The sequence below is a fragment of the Pantoea sp. SGAir0215 genome (assembly GCF_043543215.1).
The window spans coordinates 2,675,857-2,695,098 of record NZ_CP028031.1 but is presented as its reverse complement, the minus strand read 5'-3'; the positions used below and the strand labels follow the sequence as shown (position 1 = coordinate 2,695,098).

Annotated in this window: 17 protein-coding genes; 8 read left to right on the top strand and 9 right to left on the bottom strand. The window is 55.8% G+C overall.

The window, feature by feature from the left end; translation table 11 throughout:
• Window positions 1–76: 76 nt before the first annotated feature.
• Window positions 77–1,621: a methyl-accepting chemotaxis protein gene (locus C1N64_RS12630; protein WP_033741404.1), complete on the bottom strand. Its 1,545-nt coding sequence runs from the start codon at window positions 1,619–1,621 to the stop codon at window positions 77–79.
• 250 nt (window positions 1,622–1,871) lie between these two features.
• Here C1N64_RS12630 and C1N64_RS12625 point away from each other — a divergent pair, with 250 nt between their 5' ends.
• Together C1N64_RS12625 and iraP are read left to right on the top strand one after the other, a co-directional pair.
• Window positions 1,872–2,366: a MarR family winged helix-turn-helix transcriptional regulator gene (locus tag C1N64_RS12625; RefSeq protein WP_033741402.1), complete on the top strand. Its 495-nt coding sequence runs from the start codon at window positions 1,872–1,874 to the stop codon at window positions 2,364–2,366.
• Between the two features lie 167 nt (window positions 2,367–2,533).
• On the top strand, window positions 2,534–2,878 hold the full coding sequence (gene iraP / locus C1N64_RS12620; protein ID WP_033741400.1) for an anti-adapter protein IraP: 345 nt from the start codon (window positions 2,534–2,536) through the stop codon (window positions 2,876–2,878).
• 76 nt (window positions 2,879–2,954) lie between these two features.
• On the opposite strand, the gene C1N64_RS12615 is transcribed toward iraP, so the two are convergent.
• The 3 genes from C1N64_RS12615 to C1N64_RS12605 form a co-directional block, all read right to left on the bottom strand.
• Window positions 2,955–4,751, bottom strand: coding sequence for a sensor domain-containing diguanylate cyclase (locus C1N64_RS12615; RefSeq protein ID WP_039340403.1), 1,797 nt, complete (start codon window positions 4,749–4,751; stop codon window positions 2,955–2,957).
• A gap of 116 nt (window positions 4,752–4,867) precedes the next feature.
• Window positions 4,868–6,190 (bottom strand): methyl-accepting chemotaxis protein, encoded by a 1,323-nt coding sequence (locus C1N64_RS12610; RefSeq protein ID WP_375124035.1) that lies wholly within the window; start codon window positions 6,188–6,190, stop codon window positions 4,868–4,870.
• A gap of 293 nt (window positions 6,191–6,483) precedes the next feature.
• Window positions 6,484–7,593 (bottom strand): LacI family DNA-binding transcriptional regulator, encoded by a 1,110-nt coding sequence (locus tag C1N64_RS12605; protein WP_375124034.1) that lies wholly within the window; start codon window positions 7,591–7,593, stop codon window positions 6,484–6,486.
• Window positions 7,594–7,787: 194 nt separating this feature from the next.
• Here C1N64_RS12605 and C1N64_RS12600 point away from each other — a divergent pair, with 194 nt between their 5' ends.
• The 6 genes from C1N64_RS12600 to C1N64_RS12575 all read left to right on the top strand — a co-directional run bounded on the left by C1N64_RS12600 (window position 7,788) and on the right by C1N64_RS12575 (window position 13,864).
• Window positions 7,788–8,609, top strand: a complete 822-nt coding sequence (locus tag C1N64_RS12600; RefSeq protein WP_324019711.1) for an ABC transporter substrate-binding protein — start codon at window positions 7,788–7,790, stop codon at window positions 8,607–8,609.
• A 75-nt stretch (window positions 8,610–8,684) separates the two neighbouring features.
• Complete coding sequence (locus tag C1N64_RS12595; RefSeq protein WP_058708169.1) at window positions 8,685–9,491, top strand: amino acid ABC transporter permease; 807 nt, start codon at window positions 8,685–8,687, stop codon at window positions 9,489–9,491.
• A 1-nt stretch (window position 9,492) separates the two neighbouring features.
• Window positions 9,493–10,239, top strand: coding sequence for an amino acid ABC transporter ATP-binding protein (locus C1N64_RS12590; protein WP_058708170.1), 747 nt, complete (start codon window positions 9,493–9,495; stop codon window positions 10,237–10,239).
• Window positions 10,239–11,312 (top strand): Gfo/Idh/MocA family protein, encoded by a 1,074-nt coding sequence (locus C1N64_RS12585; protein ID WP_394514844.1) that lies wholly within the window; start codon window positions 10,239–10,241, stop codon window positions 11,310–11,312. The genes C1N64_RS12590 and C1N64_RS12585 overlap by 1 nt, the downstream gene beginning before the upstream one ends.
• Window positions 11,313–11,340: 28 nt before the next feature.
• Window positions 11,341–12,462, top strand: a complete 1,122-nt coding sequence (locus C1N64_RS12580; RefSeq protein WP_394514843.1) for an NAD(P)/FAD-dependent oxidoreductase — start codon at window positions 11,341–11,343, stop codon at window positions 12,460–12,462.
• 370 nt (window positions 12,463–12,832) lie between these two features.
• Window positions 12,833–13,864: an NADP-dependent oxidoreductase gene (locus C1N64_RS12575; protein WP_054633803.1), complete on the top strand. Its 1,032-nt coding sequence runs from the start codon at window positions 12,833–12,835 to the stop codon at window positions 13,862–13,864.
• A gap of 53 nt (window positions 13,865–13,917) precedes the next feature.
• Here the strand turns inward: C1N64_RS12575 and C1N64_RS12570 are convergent, their stop codons facing one another.
• From C1N64_RS12570 to C1N64_RS12550, 5 genes are read right to left on the bottom strand one after another with little or no spacing between them, the layout of a single operon-like run.
• A complete protein-coding gene (locus C1N64_RS12570) occupies window positions 13,918–14,778 on the bottom strand; it encodes a PfkB family carbohydrate kinase (protein WP_058708172.1) in 861 nt (286 codons plus the stop codon).
• 2 nt (window positions 14,779–14,780) lie between these two features.
• Window positions 14,781–15,638, bottom strand: a complete 858-nt coding sequence (locus C1N64_RS12565) for a MurR/RpiR family transcriptional regulator (RefSeq protein WP_054633805.1) — start codon at window positions 15,636–15,638, stop codon at window positions 14,781–14,783.
• Window positions 15,638–16,609, bottom strand: coding sequence for an ABC transporter permease (locus tag C1N64_RS12560; RefSeq protein ID WP_054633806.1), 972 nt, complete (start codon window positions 16,607–16,609; stop codon window positions 15,638–15,640). The genes C1N64_RS12565 and C1N64_RS12560 overlap by 1 nt, the downstream gene beginning before the upstream one ends.
• 31 nt (window positions 16,610–16,640) lie before the next feature.
• A complete protein-coding gene (locus C1N64_RS12555; protein ID WP_054633807.1) occupies window positions 16,641–18,140 on the bottom strand; it encodes a sugar ABC transporter ATP-binding protein in 1,500 nt (499 codons plus the stop codon).
• Window positions 18,141–18,156: 16 nt separating this feature from the next.
• Entirely contained in the window at window positions 18,157–19,197 is a 1,041-nt protein-coding gene (locus C1N64_RS12550; protein WP_054633808.1) for a sugar ABC transporter substrate-binding protein, read from the bottom strand.
• Window positions 19,198–19,242: the final 45 nt, after the last annotated feature.

Here is a 19,242-nt window from a genome sequence, read left to right as displayed (position 1 = left end):
GATTCTCCCTGACCTCCCACGCCGTCATTCAGAGGGATACATCTGAGCCGTTACGCGGCGTCTGATTTACCGGGTGTCATACCTTAAAGGTTTCTACCATCGTGCGCAGGGCATGCGCCTGCTCAGAAAGCGACTGTGAGGCGGAGGAGGATTCCTCCACCAGCGCCGCGTTGTTTTGCGTCACACCGTCCATCTGGCTGACGGCGATACTTACCTGCGAGATGCCCTGCATCTGTTCAGATGATGCCAGGGAAAGCTCGTCCATGGATTCAGCCAGTTCGCCGACCATGCCGACGATTTTCAGGATGCTTTGACCGGTTGAGGAGGCCACCGTGACGCCGCTCTCCACCTGCGTAACGGCCTGCTCGATCAGCGTTTTAATGTCTTTTGCGGCCGTGGCGCTGCGCTGTGCGAGCGTTCTGACTTCACCCGCCACCACGGCGAACCCGCGTCCGTCCTCGCCTGCCCGCGCCGCTTCGACAGCGGCGTTCAGGGCAAGGATGTTGGTCTGGAACGCGATGCTCTCAATGACGGAGGTGATGTCACGCACTTTGGTGGCGCTGACGGAAATGTCGTGCATCGTGTCTGACATACGCTTCACATCCGTTTCGCCGCTGCGGGCCAGCTGCGCGGTCTCACGGGCGGACTCGGCTGTCTGCCGGGCACCCGCCGCGTTACTTTTCACAGTGGCGGAAAGCTGCTCCATGCTGGCCGCGGTTTCCTGCAGCGCCGCGGCCTGTTGCTCGGTGCGGGATGACAGTTCCGTATTGCCTTGTGAAATCTCATCGGCGGCCAGCGCAACGGAGGCGGACGAATCCTTAATTTTTGACACCAGGCCACGCAGGTTCGCCTGCATCCCATCCAGTGAGGCCAGCAGGCTGGTTGTGTCATTGCGGCGCAGCACGACCGGTCCCGTCAGGTCTCCGGCGGCGATGGCGGCGGCGAGCGCCTGAGCCTGAGCTGGTTCGCCACCCAGCTGGCGCATCAGGCTGCGGCTGACAATCATGCAGCCCGCTACGGCAGTCAGCACTGACAGCAGGGTCAGCACGATCAGCATTGCTCTTGTGCGGGAAACGGTCTCGCTGGTCTCGCCAACCGTAAGAACGGTCTGCGCCTTCTGAATCTCTGTCAGTTGGTTGAGCAGTTTCAGAAGCTTTTGCTGAGCCGGTCGCGCAGTCTTCATCAGGTAGACAGTCGCGTCCTGCTGACGGTTTTCCAGCCCCATTTTGGCCGCGGTCATCAGGGTTTGCATGGCGTCATCTTCAGCTGCCAGTATTTCATCCAGCACGGTTTTACCCTGTGCACTGACGCTGTGTGTCATGCTTTCAACCAGTTGCTCCCGCTCGTGGATATATTTTTCCCGCTGTGTCGTCATACGGTCCCATTCGGGCCTGGATTCCTTCTCATCCGTCAGCAACGCCAGATTGCGTGCGGCGATGGCCATATCGCGGATATCACCACGCATATCCAGAACGATCGCAAACCGTTTCATTTTGTTGTTTATCGCGTCATTCATGCCGCGCTGTGCATCGGTCAGCGCATGTAACGCAGTGCCCGTACAGATAATTAAAAGCAGAACAAGTAAACCAAAGCCTGTAGCAAGACGCGTCGAAACCTTCATTATATTTTCCCGAATGTTATGTCACTGTCAGGTTCTATCGGCCGCAGACGCGTCAACTGCACAGACTTTACAAAATAAATTGAACACAACTTAATTGACGTCGATATGATTGCGGTCACGTTCAGTTTGGCCGCGGTTTAAAGCATCCATGACGTGTCCGTGATATCTTGTGTTTCCGGCTTCCTGACGTCTGTCGCATCACACGATTCACCGAACGCTTGCCGGCTTCCCCCTTATCTGGAGCCCCGGCATGAAAGAGATTAATGACGCCAGCGCGAGTAAAGACACCCAACCTCAGTGTCTGGAGGAGTTTCTCTGCTTTGCGCTTTACTCGGCCTCGCTGGCTATGACAAAGCTTTATCAGCCTCACCTGAAACCGCTGGGGCTGACCTATCCACAGTATCTGGCGCTGCTGGTCTTGTGGGAAAAGGATGGCATCACGGTCTCTGAGGTAGGTCAGCGCGTGCAACTGGACTCCGGCACGCTCAGCCATCTCCTCAAGCGACTTGAGCAGGCAGGCTTTATCAGTCGCCTGCGCGATACCGGTCATGATGAACGCAGAGTGATTATTCGCCTGACTGAAGCAGGCCGTGAACTTGAAAGGCGGGCCACAGGCGTACCTGCAGCGATGATTTGTGAAATGGGCATCCCGTTTGAAACCCTGGCCAGCCTGCGCGACGGGATAAGACAGGTTCAGGAAAAAATTATCCAGGCATTGCCGGAACAGCGGAACCCTGACGCCTGATGTTTTGTCATTATCTCAGACGGGATGACAGGCTGGGGCTGGCGGCAGAGTGCCCCATCTTATCCACAGAAGCACAATGGCACTGATTATGGCCAACCGGACAGACCGGTTTTAATTTGAGAGCAACTTGCTGACCGATTCCGTTTGAAAGTTTAAGAGGGACGATAATGAAAAACGTTGTACTTAGCATGCTGGCTAAAATATCGCATATCGACGCAGGGATGAAGCAGTTAACAGCCCGTGTTGAGGCGCAGTCTCTGCTCATCAGCGCACTTGTGCTGGCGGTGAGTAAAGAAGGCGGCGTGACTGAAATGATTGAAAGTGCTAACAAAGCCATTAACACCGTCATCGACTCTGCTGAATGCGATGATCTGCTGAAGTCTGACGCCGCGCTCCTGCTCAGTGAATTTCAGAGCCTGCTCACCATTTCGAGGGCTGTCGATGGCGCGGATGACGAAATTAATCATGAAGGAATGACTAAACTTAAAGGATTATCCCCCTCTGTGGAATAAGCCGGCTTGGTTAAGCGCCAGGCCACACCTTACCGCCCGTCATCCTTTATCCAACGGGCCAGCAACCGGACGTTATTTACGTTGCGTGGCCCAGCTGACCGTATTTAAAGGTGGAGAGCCAGCTTTTTAGTGCCTGCGGAAGCAAGGGATGAGAAATGTAAAAACCCTGTGCCTGATCGCATCCCCATGAAGCGAGCATATCCAGAGCCTCTGGTATTTCAACGCCTTCAGCCACAACAACATAGTTCAGAGATTTCAGCATACCTATCACGCTCGATGCGATAATGCGGCTTGCTTCATTCGAGGTCAAATCGGCTATCAGCGCCCTGTCAAGCTTGATAACGTCCACCGGCATCCTGCGCAGATAACCAATATTACTGTAACCGGCACCAAAATCGTCCAGCGAAAGACGATATCCTCGTTGTCTTAACTGCGCCATCATTGCCAGGGCGGCAGGATTTTCCGTGGCCAGCTCCGTTTCAAGACATTCGAACTCCAGCAGAGCGGGTGGCAGTTGGGCCTGCGCCATCTTCGCGTCAAGGTGGTCAATAAAGCCACTTCGTGCAAGGTCGCTGACACTGACGTTAACGGATACCGGCAGACCGATGCCCTCGGATAACCAGACGCGCAGCTGACGGATCACCTCCGTAATCACCCAGTCAGTGATATCGCTCATCAGGCTGGTTAACTGCGCTGCGGGCAGAAATTCGGCGGGCGAAAGCTCGCCCCGCTCGGGATGACACCAGCGTATCAGCGCCTCAAATCCCGTCGGTTGCACATCAGATAAGGAAAGCCGGGGCTGATAAACCAGATACAGCCCGCCTGTACCGGTTTTAAGGGCTGCCGACAGATCGTTCATCAACATGAAATCGCCATTGCGCCTGCTGTCACTCACCTCACTAAACGAACGAGCGCCACCATTGATGCTGATGGCTTCGTGAAGTGCGCTGACCGCGCGCCGCAGGGCTTCCTGGGCCGGTAGCGCCGCTGGCGTAAAGCAGACATCGCCCGCGTACAATGTCAGGTCCATAGCAAGACCTTCGGGCGCGAGAGGCCGCACGTCGCGCATTGCTTCAAGAACAGCATCGGCCGAAAACGGCTCATCTGAGCGGGACAGGAAGGCAAAGCGCCCAGTGGCTACCGTGTAAAAAATTTTTTCAGGCCCCAGCGCCAGCTTGTTTTGCAACAGACGCCCGCTGTCCCGCAGGAGCGCTTCCACTGGCGGCATGCCCAGTGCCCGGGCCAGTTCATAGGCTCGGGGCATATCAATGCAGTCGATAACGGTGAGCCTGAGGACGTCGGAATGCCCCGCCTCAGACAGTTGATCCAGATGGCGGATGAGTTGCTGACGGTTAGGCAAGCCTGTTACCGCATCCGTTAATCCCGCGACCTGCCAGGCCTTCAGAAAGACCGTCACCATCGCGGCAAGTCGGCTGAGCAACCTGACCTTTTCAGCCGGAAAGGCGTGTGGCTGACTGTCTGTGACGCATAGCGTCCCCATAACCTTTCCTTGCGCGTTGATCAACGGCACGCCCGCGTAGAAGCGGAGGTAAGGCTCCCCCGTGACAAGCGGATTCGTGGCGAAACGTGCGTCCAGCAAGGTATCTGGCACAATGACCGGAATCGCGCTCTCCACGACGAAGCGGCAGAATGCATCCTTGCGATCAGTCTGACACAGCGTCGTGTTGTACTTTGCGCGAAACGTCTGATGCTGCTCATCAAGAACGGATATAAAGCTGGTCGGTATGCCCAGCAACGTGCTGGTCAGGGCGGCGAAGTGGTTGAGTACCTCATCACGCTCCTGATCGGGCAATCGCAGAATGTCTGCGGAGCGTGGCGAAGACTGCGCTCCGTGACGAATGTTTATCAACATGGCGTATCCTTTCCCTGAAAGGCAAAAGTTAAAAAAGCAAGGCGCTGCACTGAAGGACATCCCTGTGCTCAGAAAGCAGGATAATGCTGAATGATAAAACGGCTAAAGCGGATTCGTTACTCAGTTTCAACCGTATGCGTAAACTCCCTGACCGCCCCTTCCACGCGTTCCGAGTTTTTCTTAATGATGGCGATGACCTCGCCGGCCTCGCGCATCAGTATGACGCCCTGCTCCGTATTTTTCTGGTTGAGTTCCATACCTTTCAGCACTTCCCGGGCCAGCTGATTATTATTTGATACCACCTGTTCTATTTCTTCTGTGGCCCCGCTGACGCTTGCCGCCAGCGCGCGCACTTCGGCGGCCACAACCGCAAAGCTCCTGCCGGACGCCCCTGCTCTGGCAGCTTCAATCGCGGCGTTAAGGGCAATAAGCCGTGTTTGTGTCGCAAACCGTCTGATGGTCTCTACCATGCCGTCAATGCTTCCTGACTGGCTGTTGAGGCGCGCGATGTCAGCGGAGATCGCGTTCATGTCCTGCGCGATCCGGTCCACAACTTCAATACTACTCTCAATTACATTCGCCCCATTCTGCGCATTTCCCAGCGTCTGTACAGCCATTTCCCAGGCCTGTACGGCGGCATCGTGCTCTTTTTGGTTATTCAAAACCTGTTCGGTCACATCCGTGGCAAACTTGACGATTTTATATAATTCGCCATTGCTGTTAAAAACAGGATTATACGTCGCGCGCAGCCAGAGTGGCTTCCCGTGATGATTGAGTCTGGGAAACTGCCCCGAAAAAAATTCGCCCTGATTAAGCCTTTTCCAGAACTGCCGGTATTCGTCGCTTGCAGAAAGCTGTTCTGAACAGAACATCCGATGGTGTTGACCCACAACCTGCTCACGTTTGTAACCGGTCGTTTTCAGGAAATTGTCATTAGCATCCAGGACACGACCGTCAGGACTGAACTCAATCACAGCCATTGACCGGTTGATGGCGTTGATCACAGATTCCTGTTCCAGCCCTGCCTCTATGCGTTCTGAGATGTCCGCCGCTATCTTAATGATTTTGCACACCCTGCCACGGCGGTTCCTGACCGGGATATAACTGGCTTCCAGCCAGACAGGACGGTTTCCTTTAGCCAGCCGCAGATGTTTACCACTGCGAACGTCACCGGCGGCAAGGCGCTGCCAGAAATGGCGGTATTCAGGTGAATCCGTCAGGGAAGACGGGCAGAACATGCTGTGATGTTGCCCAATTATTTCGTGCGCCTCGTAGCCCATTGCGGTCAGGAAAAGCGGGCTGGCTTTCTGAATCGTTCCGTCAGGACTGAATTCAATAACCGGCATCGCGCTGTCAAGCGCCCTGAACGGCGCCGATCTACGCCCGCTGCGAAGATCGTTAAGAAAGGAAAAGACATTTTTTAATACATTAAAGCGCATAACCACGACCGTAATCTGAGTTGACTAATCTGGTTATCGGCTGTTAAGACCCTGGCATTATGTATTGTTGTGATAGTTTCCGTTGATTATTACCGGGTGAAATTAATTCACTAATAAAAATAAATTTTTTGTATGACCTTCAACAGGATGCGTAAACGACTCCGCTGCAAAAGGCATGCTGCTGCGCAAATTGCGTCATGCAGGCAACCTCGGCAGCCTGACTGACCGCTCGGGCCTGCTCGTCTGAGGATAATGACGGGACACGGCAGTAAGACCGCTGTAAGAACAATCCCCTATTTGCTCAGCGCCCAGGCGGCTGGAACCGGCTTTCCTCCTGCCCGCACTGGCCCGACCGATCCCCGCACCACCATCCAGCTGTCGAATGCCGGTAACGCGCCGGCGGGCTGCTGCCGGATATGGCAGATTAACCGGCGCGCGGCTTCGCGGCCCATCTCATAAACCGGCTGGGCCACAACCGTAAGTGCGGGTGTCATCAGTTCGGTCCAGGGAAAATCATCGTACATCACAAACGAAATATCGTCGGGCACACGCAACCCACGTCTGGCCAGTCCGCGTAAAATCCCCATTGCAATCAGGTTGTCGGACGCAATGAGCGCACTGGGCGGTTCGGGAAGCGAGAGAAGTTCCGTCAGAATCTGTTCAATACACTCTTCGTTAAGGGCATTCAGCCGCACCAGCTTCGGGTCAAGTGCCCTACCGGCATCCTGATGGGCGTCGATCATCCCTTTTACCCGCTGTGCCACCGGCGTGGGCCCTAAGCTCATCGCGTGAGTGTAAGACGCGGCTGTGCGCATACTGGAAAGGTATGCAATGCGGTGATGTCCGGCGTTAAGCAACAGTTGCGTCGCCTCTTTCGCCACCTTCAGAAAGTCTGCCTGAATGGTTTCCACGTCCAGTCCTTCGACAGAACGATCAAACGTCATCAGCGCGCGGCCTTCCGTCAGCACCTGTTTAAGATGGTCGTTATCACACGCCAGCGAGCTGCAGGGGGCCACGATGATGCCATCAACGCGCTTGTCCAGCATGACGCGCACGGCTTCCCGTTCCTCTTCCACGGTTTCATCGCTGTTGCTGAGCAGCAAATGAAACCCCGCCTGGCGCGCCACATCCGCCATGCCACGCAGCGCAAGGCCGAAATGCGGGTTTTCAATATCGCCAACGATCACGCCAATCGTGTTCGAACGCCCGGTATTCATGCTGCGCGCCAGCTCATTGGGCCGGTAACCCAGGGTTTCTGCCGCCTGGGTGACGCGGATTTGTACCTCTTCACTTACGGCGCCATAGCCGCCCAATGCTCTGGCCGCCTGGGCTTTTGACACGCCCGCCTGACGTGCCACATCGGCTACTGTGGGTCCGCGTACTTGCTGTTTTTTGCTGGTCATAATTATTTTGAATCACAAGTTGATAACATCGTAATTGACGCTGCTGAAAGCGTGTGCTTAATATCATTGTATCCACTTGAGACCGGTCTCACAACAACTACCGGTTTCATTTTGACCCGCATTGAGACCGGTCTCAATCAGACAGTACTGGCTCAGTGACCTTCGACGTTTCACCTGCAAAATGGAAGAGCTTTATGACATCGCATAAACGTTTAACCAAAATAACCGCCTTTGTCTTCGGCCTCGCGGTAATGCTCTCAACCAGCGTCAGTGCACGGGCAGCCAGCGACAACAATCCCTATGGGCTGATTGAACCGGGCCATCTGCGTGTCGCCAGCCTGGGCGACGCGAAACCCTATACCTTTACGGACAAAGACGGAAATTTCACCGGCTTTGACGTCGAATTTTTCAAAAATGTCGCCCATCGCATGGGCATTGATAAGGTGGATTTTGTCGGACAGGATTTTTCCGCCATCCTGCCCGCCGTCGCCAACGGACAATATGATGCAGGCGTGGCCGCGATCGGAATCACACCGGCCCGTGAAAAAACCGTTGATTTCTCCACGGGCTATCTGGCGGGTTACCTGACGGTGCTCACCCGCAGCGATTCCGGCGTGAAAAACGTGGCAACGCTGGCGCACAAGCGACTGGGCGTCATTCAGGGCACGCTGCAGGAAAGCTATGCGCTGGCCAACTTCAAACAGACCGATCTGGTGCGCTTTCCCGATAACAACGCGGCCGTTTCCGCGCTGAACAACGGCACTATTGATGCCATGTTCCTTGATTACGAAGCCGCCAAAGATTATGCCACCCGCTTCAAACTGGTGACGGCAGCCAACATCCCCTCTTTCGACGCCCCGGCGGGCGTGGCGATAGCGAAAAACAAACCGGCCTTTAAAGCGGCGCTGGACAAAGCCATCAAAGCGGCGATGCAGGATGGGACGTGGAAACAGCTTTATGAGAAGTGGTTTCCGGGCTCGCCTATGCCTGAACAGTATCTGCCTCAGCACAATTAGTCCCCGCGCAACCGGTGTGCGAGTGAATACATTCGGTGACGGGCGTTGTCCGTCACCCGCAACAGAGAATCGGCTATGGATCTGATCACTATTCTTTCCCGTACCTTCTTTGATTTTTCTGCAATGAAGGACGTCCTGCCGCAGCTGCTGGCAACGGGCCTGGTCAACACGTTGATCATCTCGTTGGCCGCCACGCTGCTGGGCACCTTTTTCGGCCTGATTCTGGCGCTGATGGGGATTTCGCCTTCGCGCTGGCTGCGTGTACCGGCCCGGCTGTATACCGATCTGTTTCGCGGCCTGCCCTCTATCCTGACCATTTTGCTGATTGGTCAGGGGCTGGCGCGCTTCAGCTATCAGCTGTTTGGCCCCTCACCTTATCCGCTGGGCATTTTTGCCCTGAGTCTGATTGCCAGCGCCTATATGGGCGAAATCTTTCGCTCAGGGATCCAGAGCATTGAGCAAGGCCAGATGGAAGCCTGCCGGGCGCTGGGCATGAGCTATGGTCGGGCGATGCGGCTGGTGATCATTCCTCAGGGCATCCGCCGCGTCTTGCCTGCCATCGTGAATCAGTTCATCGCGATTATTAAAGACTCTTCGCTGGTTTATCTGCTGGGGCTGATGTCCAGCCAGCGCGAACTGTTCCGGGTTGGCCAGGATGCCGCGGTGCTGAGCGGCAATCTGTCACCGCTGATGCTGGCGGGGCTGTTCTACCTGATGATTACCGTGCCCTTAACCCATGCGGTGAACCATATTGACATCCGTTACCGCACCGGACGCCGCCGGGCAACGGCGCCGCAGAGCGGACTGAAAGAAATTGATGAGGTGGCGGTAAAACGCGCCGTCACGCCCACGGCCTCCCTGACCAGCGAACGAGGACACTGAGATGGCAACGTCCACTGCATTTCACGGCGCAAGCCTGGAGCTGCGTAATCTGACCCTGGCGTACGGCCCGATTGAGGTGCTGCGCAATGTGTCACTGACCATCGCGCCCGGCACCACCACCTGCATCATCGGCCCTTCCGGATCGGGAAAATCGACCCTGCTGCGCGGTATCAATCGCCTGCATGAACCCAAAAGCGGCGACGTCTTGCTGGCCGGGCGTTCGGTACTGAAGGACAAACCCGATGCGCTGCGGTTGCGCATTGGCATGGTCTTTCAGCACTTCAATCTGTTCCCCGATCACAGTGCGCTGGAAAACGTCGCGCTGGCTCCCTGGAAAGTCAAAGGCCGCTCGAAAACGGAGGCAGAGACAATTGCCCGGCAACGTCTGGCTGAGGTCGGCTTAGCACAGCGCGCCGACCATCGTCCGCGCGATCTCTCCGGCGGGCAGCAACAACGTGTCGCGATCGCCCGGGCGCTGGCGATGGAGCCCGAGGTGATGCTGTTTGACGAGGCCACGTCGGCGCTCGATCCCGAACTGGTGAAAGGCGTGCTGACGCTGATGGCTGAACTCTGTGAGTGCGGCATGACGATGGTGGTGGTCACGCATGAGATGGGATTTGCCCGCCGCGTGGCCGACCAGGTGGTGTTTATGGATGAGGGCGAGATTGTCGAAGCAGGGCCACCCGATCAGTTATTTGAACGTCCACAATCTGCCCGTTTACAACGTTTTTTATCGGAGGTGCTCTGATGGCACAGCATAAGGTGACAGGTCCCATCCGCACGGCGCTGGTGGGATTTGGCATTGCCGGCAAGGTCTTTCATGCCCCACTGATTTCACACGATGCCGCTTACCGTCTTGAGGTGATCGTGACCGGTAATGCGCAACGCGTCGCCGCGGCAAAAACGCATTATCCCCAGGCGCGAATTGTGCCGGACTGGCCGTCACTGCTGCAGTTGATCGACAACGGCGACATCGCGGTGGATCTTATTGTGCTGGCGACGCCGCCCGCTCAGCACCGTGAGCAGGCTGTCCAGGCCAGCCTGCGCGGTATTCATCTGGTGGTGGATAAACCTTTTGCGCCTGACGTCAGCGCGGCGGAAGCGATGATTGACGCCGCCCGAGAGGCTGGCACCCTGTTAACGGTCTTTCACAATCGCCGCTGGGACGGCGATTTTCTGACGCTGCAACGCCTGGTGCAGGACGAGGCATTTGGCACCGTCAGAAGCTTTGAGTCGCGCTTTGAGTGGTGGCGACCTGACGGATTTGGTAACTGGCGCGACAGCGTTTCGCTTGTGCAAGGGGGCGGCCTGCTGCTGGATCTGGGCAGCCACCTGATCGATCAGGCGATACAGCTGTTTGGTCCCGTGCAGGAGGCCAGCGCCGAGCTGGCACGCTATTCCGGCAGTCAGTCCGACAGCGATGAAGATTGCTTTGTTTCTTTACTGCATACCTGTGGCGTCCGTTCACGGCTGTGGATGAATGGCCAGGCCGCGCTTAATGCTCCCCGCTTCCATCTGCTGGGCAGCCAGCGAGCCTTTACGCACTGGGGCCTGGATAACCAGGAGCCGCAGCTGGCCGCGGGCATGTCCCCGGCAGACAGCGCCTACGGCGTGACGCCGCCCGAACGTGCAGCCCGGCTGGGCACCGTGGAACAAAGTGAGGCGGTGGCGCTGCAGCGCGGTAATTACCCTGCGTTTTATCACCGTCTTGCCCGTGCCCTGGTACACGGCGGTCCGCCGCCCGTGGACGCCAGCGAGGCGCTGGGCGTGCTGAAACTGATTGAGCAACTCCATCGGCAAAGTCGCGTACGCCTTGCCTGAATGGGGTATTTTCTGACAGAAGGAATCCATGATGACTGACAACTCTGTGGCCAAAACCGTTGTTGTACTGGGTGGCGGCATTTTAGGCGTTTCCACGGCATGCCAGCTGGCACAGGCTGGCGCGAAAGTGACGCTGGTCACCGAAGCCGAACTCTGCTCTGGCGCATCAGGACGTTCACTTTCCTGGCTTAACTCTGCCGGGGAGCGTTCTGCGCCTTACCATGCGCTGAGAATGGCGGGCATTGACCGCTACCGCACCCTGTTTGCCCGCCATCCCGATCTCAGCTGGCTGCGCTTTGATGGCGCGCTGTTCTGGGCGGCGGATGACGAGGCGGGCACCAAAGCGCGCCATGATTATGAAAACGCCCTTAGCTATGCTTCCCGGCTGGTTAATCCGCGCACGGTGCATGAGGTGGATCCGCAGGTTAACCCCAGCGCGCTGGCCAGCGTCGCCATTGTCAACCCTGGTGAGGGCTGGGTAAGCCTGCCGCATCTGGCCGCAAAACTGGTTGAGGATTTCAAAGCCGCAGGCGGCGAAGTGATTGAACAGGCAGGCAAAGCCAGTGTGCTGACCGCAGGTGGGCGGGCCACAGGCATTCGCAGCGCGAAACGGGGCGATATCATGGCCGATCGGGTGCTTGTCGCCTGTGGTCCCTGGACGCCCGATGTCGTTGCGCCGCTTGGTGTGCGCATTCCCAACGGCTCGCCGGTGTCCATGCTGGTTACCACTACCGCACAGGCACGCGATCTTAACGTGGTGTTAAATACGCCCCGCGCGGCGATACGTCCCAACCCTGGCCGTACGCTGGCGGTCGATCATGACTGGTATGAAGAGGATATCGTTGCGCATGCTGATGGTCAGTACAGCATCGATCATGCCGTTATTCGCCAGTTAATGGCGGATGCGGGTCACCTGCTTGGCGACGGCGCACCACTGGAAGCAGACAGCTGGAAAATTGGCCTGAAACCCGTGCCGGGTGATGGCGAGCCGGTCGTCGGGGAACTGAAAAACGTCCCCGGTTGCTTTGTGGCTTTTACCCATTCGGGCGCGACGCTGGCACTGATTCTGGGCGAGTTGCTGACGGAGGAGATCCTTAACGGCGTCCGGCATCCCATGCTCGCGACCTTCCGGCCGGAACGATTTAACTAAGCCCGCCCCCGCGCCGTCGCCCGACGGCGCGGGAACCGTCTGCGACATGGTTATGCGCTGGGGCATCTTCGCCCCCTTTTTCCCCGCCACCTGACGCGACTTTCAGCGTCACCGCCCCCTTCAGACTCCGTGAAGACCGGTATAACGTTGTGCCCCCCTGTTCTCCGTGTGACACCGTCACGACGCGCTGGATTCGGAGCAATCTGAACGGGCCACGTGGCGCGCGCTGTGCTTAGCGGTACGCCGGGCGAGGCCTGTTTGCCCTGCCCGTTGACCGCCAGCACGGTTAAGCATGCTTTGTTCTGTCATCTACACTTAGCCATTCATTCCCGGCAACCCTGAGCGGCTTGCCCATGCAAAGGACGACTTTATGACTGAACAATCGACAACAAATCACGCCTGGCTTTTGGCTTCACGCCCCAAGGGTGAACCAACGGAAGACAACTTCCGTTATGTTGCGCAGCCGACACCTGAAATCAAAGATGGCGAGATCTTACTGCGTACGATTTATCTGTCACTCGACCCTTATATGCGCGGACGTATGGATGAAGGGAAATCTTACGCGCCACCGGCAGAGCTGGATAAGCCGATGGTTGGCGGCACGGTTTGTCAGGTCGCCGAATCCAAAAACAGTGACTTTAAAGCGGGCGACTGGGTGCTTTGCCAGAGCGGCTGGCAGGAATATGCCGTGTCTGACGGTAAAGACGTTGCCCGTCTGAACAGCGACCTGCCGCATCCCTCCTGGGCGCTGGGAATTCTCGGCATGCCCGGATTTACGGCCTATATGGGATTAATGGATATCGGTCAGCCGAAAGAAGGCGAAACTCTGGTTGTTGCGGCGGCAACCGGTCCGGTGGGCGCGACCGTGGGCCAGTTAGGAAAAATGAAAGGCTGTCGCGTGGTAGGTGTCGCGGGTGGCGAAGAAAAATGCCGTCATGCGGTGGAAAATCTGGGCTTTGATGCCTGTCTCGATCACCACAGCCAGGACTTTGAAGAGCAGCTCAAAAATGCCTGCCCGGATGGCATTGATATCTATTTTGAAAATGTGGGCGGTAAGGTGTTCGATGCGGTCTTCCCGCTGCTTAACCCGGCGGCGCGCGTGCCGGTTTGCGGACTGGTTTCTGCCTACAGCCAAAAAGCGCTGCCGCCAGGCCCTGACCGTACCTCCCGCATCATGGCCGGTATTCTGACCCGTCGCATTCGCATGCAGGGCTTTATCATTTTCCAGGATTATGGCCACCGCTATCCTGAGTTTTTGAAAGCCATGACGCCGCTGGTGGAAAGCAAGAAAATTCAGTATCGCGAGCACGTGATTGACGGGCTGGAAAATGCGCCTAAGGCATTTATTGATATGCTGAACGGTAAAAACTTCGGTAAGACTGTGGTGAAAGTAGCCTCGTAATCCCACGCATCACGTAATAATGCAACGTCACTGACGTTGCATTTTTTTTATTTTTAGCGGATGGGCTGCGAAACATGCGTAGCGGCTGCATCATTGGCCTTCGCGACGGCCAGCGCCAGCGCCTCACCGTCTGCCAGCGCCTGACACAATACGCCCATGAAACAGTCACCCGCGCCATGCGTACTGACCAGCGTCACCTTTCGGGCTGGCAACGTTTGCGTATTCCCGGCTTCGCTGAACGCCACACCGTGTTCACCGGCGGTCACCACTACGCACGGAAAGCGAGCAGCCAGTTGGGTTGCCGCCTGCTGTGCCGACGACAGATCGGTGACCACAATGCCACTCATGTCTCGCGCTTCAACCGCATTGACCACCAGCACATCAATGCTGCGTTCAAATTCAGCAGAGAGCGGGCGCGCCGGTGCCGCATTGATGCAGACCGGAATATGCTGCTGCCGTGCTGCCTGCGCCGCCGCCAGATTCACCGCTTCCGGCACCTCATTTTGCAGTACCAGCATCGAAACGCCCTGCCAGAAATCTGCCTGCGCAAACGGCAGGCAGGAAATATGCTGGTTGGCATTGGAGACGACCACTGCGCCGTAATCCCCTTCCGCATCGGTAATCGCCACGCTCATACCAGAGGGCATGTCGTTAAGCACCGCAACGTGTTGTGTTTCTACACCCGCCTGTTGCAGGCGATTCAGTAAGAACCGGCCCTGTTCATCCGCGCCTACGGCCCCGATAAAACACACCGCCGCGCCCGCACTGGCCGCTGCGATTGCCTGGTTGCCGCCTTTGCCACCAAACTTATAGCGGCACGCGGTACCCATGACCGTTTCGCCTTTTTCAGGGCGATGGTGGGCATCCAGCATAATGTCGTAATGAAGACTGCCGGTGACTGCAATTTTGCTCATGCTCAGAATTCCCGCAGATCCTGAACCGCATGCTGGGTTTTCATCAGGTTTTTCTCCGCCCGCTTCAAATCCTTTTTCGCGATAGCCACAAAAAGCGCATCCAGTATATTCAGTTGGGCGATTCGTGACGCGGCGTTTTCCCCTAACAGATGCGATCCCTGAGAAGTTGAATTAAGAACCACATGCGCATGACGCGCAATAGGCGACTCCGCGTAATTAGTAATGACAATCACTCTGGCGCCGTTGCGACCGGCTAATTTCACCGGATCGTTCACGGCACGCGTTGCGCCTGAGTGACTAATGGCAATCACCACATCGTCATCAGATAATACGGCGGCAGACATTAGCATAATATGGGCATCATCATAGGCGCTGGATTTAATCCCTATTTTTAGCATCTTGTGGGATAAATCACGGGCGACCGTTGCCGAACCGCCGACAGCATAAAGATCAATATGACGTGCTTTAAAAATAATATCTGCCGCGCGATTAAATTCGGACACATCTAAAACCGACAGGGTTTCTTCAATAGCCTGAATAGACGTGCGGAAAACTTTTGCCAGTAATTGTTCCGAAGAATCATCAGGCTCAATTTCTGCATGCAAACCGGCCACTTCAGACGCGTTATAATAAATTAAACTGCTCCTGAAATTTCTGAATCCCGTGAAGTTAAGCTTTTTTGTTATCTTCACTATCATCGCTTCCGATACACCGTTCTCCTGCGCAATCTCTTTTAATGAGGTTTGTTCAGTGATGTCGGTTCGGGCCGTGATCGCCTCAACCACGCGCCGTTCTAACGGGGTCAGTTGGGGTAATCGCATACGAATTTGAGCGCCAATGGCTCGCGGATCTTGCTTCATTACTTGCCTCGGGTCGCTCGGTCAATCAACATCGCTATGATAATAATAAGACCGGTAGCGAGCAATTGATAAAACGCCTGAATATTAAGCAGTGTCAATCCATTACGCAGCGCCCCCAGAATAATGACGCCGATCAGGGTGCCAAAAATACTGCCTTTCCCTCCCATCAGTGACGCCCCGCCGATGGCGGCGGCGGCAATCGCATCCAGCTCCCACAGATTGCCAATGGTGGGTTCCGCCGCGCCCAGGCGACCAATCAGAATCAACGAGGCCAGTGACGCCAGCATGCCGGAGATCACGTACACCGTCACCTTGGTGCGCTTCACCGGCACACCCGCTACCCGGGCAGCCTCTTCATTACCGCCAATCGCCAGAATGTATTCGCCCAGCGGCGTCTTATTCATAACGACCCATAAGCACAAAGCAATGACCGCCACCACCACGATGGGCGTGGGCACGCCAAATAGCGTGCTGTTAATCAGGCTACGGAACGACATCGGAATGCCAAAGACCGGATTGCCACCGGTATAAATCAGGGCAACGGCGCGAAACAGCGACAGACCGCCCAGCGTCACAATAAACGGTTGTAGCCCGGCATAAGCAATCAGTGAACCGCTAAACATGCCGCTAATGACCCCGATGCCCAGCGTCGCCATGATTGCCAGGGGGACCGGTACGCCAGAAACCATCAGCGTAGCCCCTAATACGGCGGACAGCGCCGCCGTGGGCCCGACCGATAAGTCAATGCCGCCCGAAATGATTACCAGGGTCATGCCCAGCGCAATTAAGGCATTTATTGACGACTGCTGCATAATATTCAGCAGATTGGGAACGGTTAAAAAGACCGGTGACAAAAATGAGAATGTCACCACAATAATGACCAAACCGATTAAGGTTCCGGCATCGCGCAGGTTGAATTTAAGCAGCGACGAAGAACGCCCTGGCTGCTGCATATTAGTTTGCGTTGTCATGTTTATCGCCTTTATCTTTAAAGGTGTTCGATCAGGCCATTTCTGTTTCTTTAATGGCAAAGCGGGCTATATTCTCTTCGGTAATCGCATCACCGGTTAATGTCTGGGTAATCTTCCCTTCCCGCATGACCAGAACACGATCGCAAATACGAATAATTTCTGTCATCTCTGACGAGACAACAATAATCGCTTTACCTGCCTGTGCCAGGCGCTCAATAAGATTGTAAATTTCGGACTTGGCACCAATATCAATTCCCCGGGTTGGCTCATCAAATAAGAAAACTTTGGTATCAGCTGCTACCCAGCGACCAATAATCACTTTCTGTTGATTACCGCCGCTAAGCGTGCCGATGGTTTTTTCGATATCCAGCGGGCGAAGTTTCAGGTCGCTCATCACATCGTGCGCCACGCGATTTAACCGGAGTTTATTGATTACCCCGGCCAGGGTGAACTGGCGCATAGACGACAGCGCCATATTCATCTTCACGGCGCGCGCTTTGATGATGCCCTCTTTTTTACGATCTTCCGGTACCAGGCCGATGCCTGCCCGGATCGCCGCGCTGATATTGTGGTTGGGGACCAACCGGCCATTGACCTGCACCGTGCCGCTGGTGCGCCTGTCAATACCGGCGATCAGTTTGAGAAGTTCGGTACGTCCTGCACCCACCAGTCCTGCAATGCCCAACACTTCCCCGGCGTTGACGCTAAAATTTGCAGGCGATATGACGTTGCTCCGTCCCAGGTTCTCTACCCGTAATACTTCCTGCGACGTCACGAAGGCATTGTGGTCGAGCTTTTCGATCTTGCGGCCCACCATTTTGGCCACAATGCTCTCTTCAGTTTCATCACAGATATTAACGACCCCGACCTGTTTGCCATCACGCATGATGGTTGCCCGGTCGCACACGCTGAAGATCTCGTTCATCTTATGTGACACGTAGATCAGTGAAACGCCCAGAGACTTCAGGTCGGCAATCAGTTCAGCCAGACGGTCAAACTCTTGCGGTGTCAGGCTGGACGTCGGCTCATCCATGGCGATGATTTTTGCGTCATCCAGTAAGGCACGCGCAATTTCCACCACCTGCTGTTGCGAAACCTTTAGCGCCTTAATCGGCATATCAGGATCGATCGTCGGATCCAGGCGCTTCAGGATTAACGTGGCACGCGCTAACTGTGCCGCTTTATCGACCCACAACCCCTTCGCTTTGGTTAACGGGCGGCCCAGAAACATGTTCTGCGCAACGGAGAGTTCGGGAACATGCTGCAGCTCCTGATGGATCATCGCAATGCCTGCATGACGCGCACTGAGCGGGTTTTTCATGTGTACCGTCTGGCCGTTCACGCTGATTTCACCGCTGTCCGCATCGCGCACGCCGGAAAGAATGTTTAACAGGGTGGATTTTCCCGCACCATTCTCGCCAATCAGGGCATGCACTTCACCCGGCTTCACAAAAAAGTCGACATTTTGTAAAGCTGCAGCGCTGCCGTAGGTTTTGCTGATGCCGCGCATCATTAAGCGATACTGTTCCATACACTCTCCGCCTGGCTTACTGCTGCGCTAACAGCTGACGCAGCTTATCCATGTCTTTGGTAGAAAAGGCATCGGCATTCTCTTTGGTGATGAGCGCCTGCGGTGTTGAGACGACACGTGAAATTTTCTGGCCGTCGATGAGACGCAGCATCACATCCATCGCCACTTCGCCAGTCAGCATCGGGAAGCTGTCTACTGTGCCGGTCAACTCACCGCGCTTGATCGAGGCATAGGCATCTGAAATACCGTCAGTCCCAAATACCGCAACCTGTTTTGCCTTGTCCATTGCGCGCACCGCTTCCACCACGCCAAGGGCCATGGTGTCATTGTTGGCGTAGAAACCAATCAGATCGGGATGCTGTTGCAGAATGGTGCTGGCCGCATTGTAAGCCTGCTCACGGCTCCAGTTCGCTGGCACGCTGGCCACCACATTGAACTTGCCGTTCGCTTTCAGCGTTTCTTTAAAACCACTGGTGCGCTGGCCAGCCGCGTAAACGCCAGGTTGCCCTTCAATGACCGCAACCTTGCCGCCCTGGGGATGGTGCTCAATAAACCACTTCGCCACCCGAACCCCGTTGTCTTTCTGGACGTTGCCAACGTAGTGTTCCGCGTTTGGCATGACGGCATCGTTGACGTTCACGACCGGAATTTTTTTGCTGTTGGCGCTTTCCAGTGCGGGTTCGAGGTTGATATCGGTTTGAGGTGAAACCAACAGGCCGTTAAACCCTTGAGAGATTAGCGTTTCGGCAATCGAGAGTTGTCCCAGCTGGTCGTCTTCATTTGCCGCGGCCTGATAAGCCACGGTGATACCATATTTTTTGGCCGCGTTCTGGTAGCCTTCACCAAGTAAACGCCAGTATTCGTTGGTCAGCGTTTTGGATACGCCGCCAATTTTCAGCGACTTATCGACCTTGGGCATCGCACCGTATTGACTGTCAAGCTGTGACCAGTCAGTACGGTCCGTTTCGGTATCGGATTTGAGGGGTGCCAGATCGGCTGCGTAAACGCTGGAACCGAGCAGCAACGAGGCCAGCACAGCGAGGAGACGTTTTTTCATATTGTTAGCCTTCTAATTATGCATTTGTAAGGTACATCTGGATGG

Bases quoted from the DNA above. Each gene is read 5' to 3' on its own strand.
- C1N64_RS12630 (WP_033741404.1), bottom strand. From the start codon at position 1,621: ATGAAGGTTTCGACGCGTCTTGCTACAGGCTTTGGTTTACTTGTTCTG.
- C1N64_RS12625 (WP_033741402.1), top strand. From the start codon at position 1,872: ATGAAAGAGATTAATGACGCCAGCGCGAGTAAAGACACCCAACCTCAG.
- iraP (WP_033741400.1), top strand. From the start codon at position 2,534: ATGAAAAACGTTGTACTTAGCATGCTGGCTAAAATATCGCATATCGAC.
- C1N64_RS12615 (WP_039340403.1), bottom strand. From the start codon at position 4,751: ATGTTGATAAACATTCGTCACGGAGCGCAGTCTTCGCCACGCTCCGCA.
- C1N64_RS12610 (WP_375124035.1), bottom strand. From the start codon at position 6,190: ATGCGCTTTAATGTATTAAAAAATGTCTTTTCCTTTCTTAACGATCTT.
- C1N64_RS12605 (WP_375124034.1), bottom strand. From the start codon at position 7,593: ATGACCAGCAAAAAACAGCAAGTACGCGGACCCACAGTAGCCGATGTG.
- C1N64_RS12600 (WP_324019711.1), top strand. From the start codon at position 7,788: ATGACATCGCATAAACGTTTAACCAAAATAACCGCCTTTGTCTTCGGC.
- C1N64_RS12595 (WP_058708169.1), top strand. From the start codon at position 8,685: ATGGATCTGATCACTATTCTTTCCCGTACCTTCTTTGATTTTTCTGCA.
- C1N64_RS12590 (WP_058708170.1), top strand. From the start codon at position 9,493: ATGGCAACGTCCACTGCATTTCACGGCGCAAGCCTGGAGCTGCGTAAT.
- C1N64_RS12585 (WP_394514844.1), top strand. From the start codon at position 10,239: ATGGCACAGCATAAGGTGACAGGTCCCATCCGCACGGCGCTGGTGGGA.
- C1N64_RS12580 (WP_394514843.1), top strand. From the start codon at position 11,341: ATGATGACTGACAACTCTGTGGCCAAAACCGTTGTTGTACTGGGTGGC.
- C1N64_RS12575 (WP_054633803.1), top strand. From the start codon at position 12,833: ATGACTGAACAATCGACAACAAATCACGCCTGGCTTTTGGCTTCACGC.
- C1N64_RS12570 (WP_058708172.1), bottom strand. From the start codon at position 14,778: ATGAGCAAAATTGCAGTCACCGGCAGTCTTCATTACGACATTATGCTG.
- C1N64_RS12565 (WP_054633805.1), bottom strand. From the start codon at position 15,638: ATGAAGCAAGATCCGCGAGCCATTGGCGCTCAAATTCGTATGCGATTA.
- C1N64_RS12560 (WP_054633806.1), bottom strand. From the start codon at position 16,609: ATGACAACGCAAACTAATATGCAGCAGCCAGGGCGTTCTTCGTCGCTG.
- C1N64_RS12555 (WP_054633807.1), bottom strand. From the start codon at position 18,140: ATGGAACAGTATCGCTTAATGATGCGCGGCATCAGCAAAACCTACGGC.
- C1N64_RS12550 (WP_054633808.1), bottom strand. From the start codon at position 19,197: ATGAAAAAACGTCTCCTCGCTGTGCTGGCCTCGTTGCTGCTCGGTTCC.